4 protein-coding genes are annotated in these 2,986 nt (G+C 29.9%); 3 read left to right on the top strand and 1 reads right to left on the bottom strand.

Annotation, left to right across the window (positions count from 1 at the left end; all coding sequences use genetic code 11):
• Positions 1-125: 125 nt before the first annotated feature.
• From CN514_RS20995 to CN514_RS20980, 3 genes are all read left to right on the top strand, one after another.
• On the top strand, positions 126-425 hold the full coding sequence (locus CN514_RS20995; protein WP_098234251.1) for a hypothetical protein: 300 nt from the start codon (positions 126-128) through the stop codon (positions 423-425).
• A 398-nt stretch (positions 426-823) separates the two neighbouring features.
• Entirely contained in the window at positions 824-1,018 is a 195-nt protein-coding gene (locus CN514_RS20985; RefSeq protein WP_098234249.1) for a helix-hairpin-helix domain-containing protein, read from the top strand.
• Positions 1,019-1,165: 147 nt separating this feature from the next.
• Positions 1,166-2,506 carry a glycosyltransferase family 2 protein gene (locus tag CN514_RS20980; RefSeq protein WP_098234248.1) on the top strand — a complete coding sequence of 447 codons (1,341 nt, stop codon included), beginning with the start codon at positions 1,166-1,168 and terminating at the stop codon, positions 2,504-2,506.
• A gap of 66 nt (positions 2,507-2,572) precedes the next feature.
• Here the strand turns inward: CN514_RS20980 and CN514_RS20975 are convergent, their stop codons facing one another.
• Positions 2,573-2,857, bottom strand: coding sequence for a YiaA/YiaB family inner membrane protein (locus CN514_RS20975; protein ID WP_056475296.1), 285 nt, complete (start codon positions 2,855-2,857; stop codon positions 2,573-2,575).
• Positions 2,858-2,986: the final 129 nt, after the last annotated feature.

Genomic DNA, 2,986 nt, shown 5'->3' with positions numbered 1-2,986 from the left:
TTGTATACAAACAAAAGTATTTTATAGCATTTTCTTAAATATGGCAATTCAAAATTCAAATAATTTTGTTATTATTAGAATGATTTAATATTACGATAGAAAATAAAGAAATTTAGGTGGGAAAAATGATTAATTATTATGAAATAACCCCAAATATAATTAGTAGGAAAGAAACAATCATCATGTTTTATGGCTGGGGTTCAACGATTGAATCACAAATACAACTTGGTAAAGAGCTATCTGAATTAGGATATAAAGTTGTTATTCCCGAAATTAAATACCATGATTCGAGACAAGCTCTGAATAACCATTTCGATCAAGAGATTTTACAAACTTATTTTTGGAAAACGATATTTGAATCAATTGATGAAGAAGATGAAATGATAGATCAGTTTTGTTTACAAAAAGAAAATACAATCCTATAGGAAGTTCAATGGGTGTTTTTATTGCAAGTGGAATGTTTTTTCAAATAATTGTTATGCCGGATTAATTAATATTAATGGATCAAGTTCTTATATTTATTCTGAGAAGGATTTTCGTAAAAAAGATAGAAGAGACCCATTAAATGAAAGTGAATTGGAAACGTTTGTAAAATATGATCCCAAATTTAAAGATTGTACAATAAGAAAGCCTGTTTTATTCTTACACGGCGAACAGGATTTAGTTATTCCAATTGGAGGGCAACTCGATTTCTTAACAACAAAACATCATTCTTATATAGATTTTCTCAAATATAAGGATGTAAATCATACGATCACAAGTAGTATGAAAAACGACATAATCAATTGGCTTGATAAAAATTTTAAAAAGGAGGGGATTTAAAATGAGTGAAAATTCACTACCAAATGGATTAGCTAAACCTGCTATTAGAGCATTAACTTCAGCAGGTTACTTACATTTGGAGCAATTCACACAATTAAGTGAAGCAGAAGTATTAAAATTACATGGGATGGGACCTAAGGCGATTTTGACAATTAAAAATGCCTTGGAAGTGAAAGGATTATCTTTTAAAAAATAATATTGGCTAGATCAAGAACTGATAGAATTTCAGTTCTTTTTTATTTTGTCATTAATTCATTTTTTCCATAAGTTGCTAGGATATTATTATAAATTATAGTGATATAATGTTGTTTATCGATTTTATTTAAAAAAAGGGGTAAGGCTATTGAAACCAAACTTGTCTCCTATACAAAAAAAAGGAAACCGATACTATTTAACAGTAAATAAGAAATTTTGGTTTAGCCATTTTATTTCATTTTCTTGGTTACTTTTTTCAATTTATTTATCAATTCCTTGGGTAAAGGATTTATCTGATGTTGTTACTACGCCAGTAGCAATTTTCATAATAAGCGGTATTGCTTATATACCAGGCTATATGAGCACGTTTTTAGTCATAAGTTTACTACTCGATAAACAACCGAATTTTAAAAATGAATTTCCAAATGATTCGGTAACTGTATTAGTGGCTGCGTATAATGAAGAAGGCGCTATTTTTAATACGTTAAAATATATTTCAGTTCAAGACTATACTGGTGAAATAAACGTTATCGTAATTAATAATAATTCAACTGATGGTACAGATCGTGAAGTAATGAGGGCGAAAAAAGAGCTAAATTCAAATATTACTTTATTACATCAACCAAAACCAGGTAAGTTTCATGCACTTAATTTAGGCTTGGAGTATGTAAAAACAACATATGTCATTACATTAGATGCAGATACATTAATTCATCCTTCTTCAATAAGATACTTAGTTTCAAGAATAAAAAGTAGCCCTTCTGATGTTAGTGCTGTTGCTGGCTCAATGTTAGTTCGTAATAGTCGTGAAACATTTTGGACTAAGATTCAAGAGTGGGACTACTTCTTAGGAATTGCGTCAATAAAAAGACTTCAGGGATTATATCAAGGAACACTTGTTGCACAAGGGGCGTTTAGTTTATATAAAACTGATTGTGTAAAAGAAGTTAAAGGTTGGCCAGATGCTATTGGAGAAGATATCGTTTTAACATGGAGACTTCTACAGAAGCAATGGAAGGTATATTTTGAACCATTAGCTGTTGCATTTACTGATGCTCCTACAACCTTTGGTCATTTTGCTAAACAAAGATCAAGATGGGCAAGAGGTATGGTTGAAGGACTGATTGAAATAAAACCGTGGCAACAACCACAAGTTTATACGAAGTATTTAACCGGTATTAATCTCATGATGGTTTACTTAGATCTTATTTACACTTTATGTTGGATTCCTGGACTGATTTTAGCGTTTTTTGGAATCAACATTATTGTTGGTCCAATGACTTTATTAGTTCTCCCATTAACATTTATTAGCTATTCCATCCTTTATTTTTACCAGAAAAACTATGTTTTCCGTAATTTAAATTTAAGAATAAGAAATAATCGTATAGGATTTCTATTCTTCCTATTATGCTATCAAATGATTATGTCGCCAGTTTCACTTTATGGCTATATTCAAGAATTCTTTAAATTAAAACGAGTTTGGGAATAAAAACTTTATTATCATAAAAAAGGGGATCACAAAAGTCAAAGTACTTTTTGTGATCCCTTTTTGTTTTTATAAATTAGTTGTTTCTTTCTTTGTTGAGCTATCTAGCTTCATCTTTAATTGAACTTCTTGCTCCGCGATAATATCATCATCTTCGGCATTATCACGAACAACCTTTTGGGTTAAAATTGAGCCTACTGCTACTAATAGCATAACTGCAATATAATAACCTTTTTCATTTAATTCCATATCTGCATTGTAAAGTCCGATACAAAACAAAAATACACCTGCAACTAATGTAAAGTATGCTAAAACAGTAAATGCTGGTGTGTTTCTACGTCTGTGCTTCTGCAAATTTAATCACGCTCCGGGTAAGATTTTACATAATTGTTTGACGTTAAAAAATGCAATTAAGAATGTATATATGATTTCAAAAAAATTCTTAACGTCTAATAGTATTATATAAAATATGTTGTTAAATAG

It is taken from the genome of Bacillus sp. AFS001701, assembly GCF_002559405.1.
GTDB lineage: Bacteria > Bacillota > Bacilli > Bacillales > Bacillaceae_G > Gottfriedia.
This window is presented reverse-complemented; position numbering and strand designations above follow the sequence as displayed.

Excerpts from the sequence above, each read along its gene's own strand:
- CN514_RS20985 (WP_098234249.1), top strand. The coding sequence starts at position 824 with ATGAGTGAAAATTCACTACCAAATGGATTAGCTAAACCTGCTATTAGA.
- CN514_RS20995 (WP_098234251.1), top strand. The coding sequence starts at position 126 with ATGATTAATTATTATGAAATAACCCCAAATATAATTAGTAGGAAAGAA.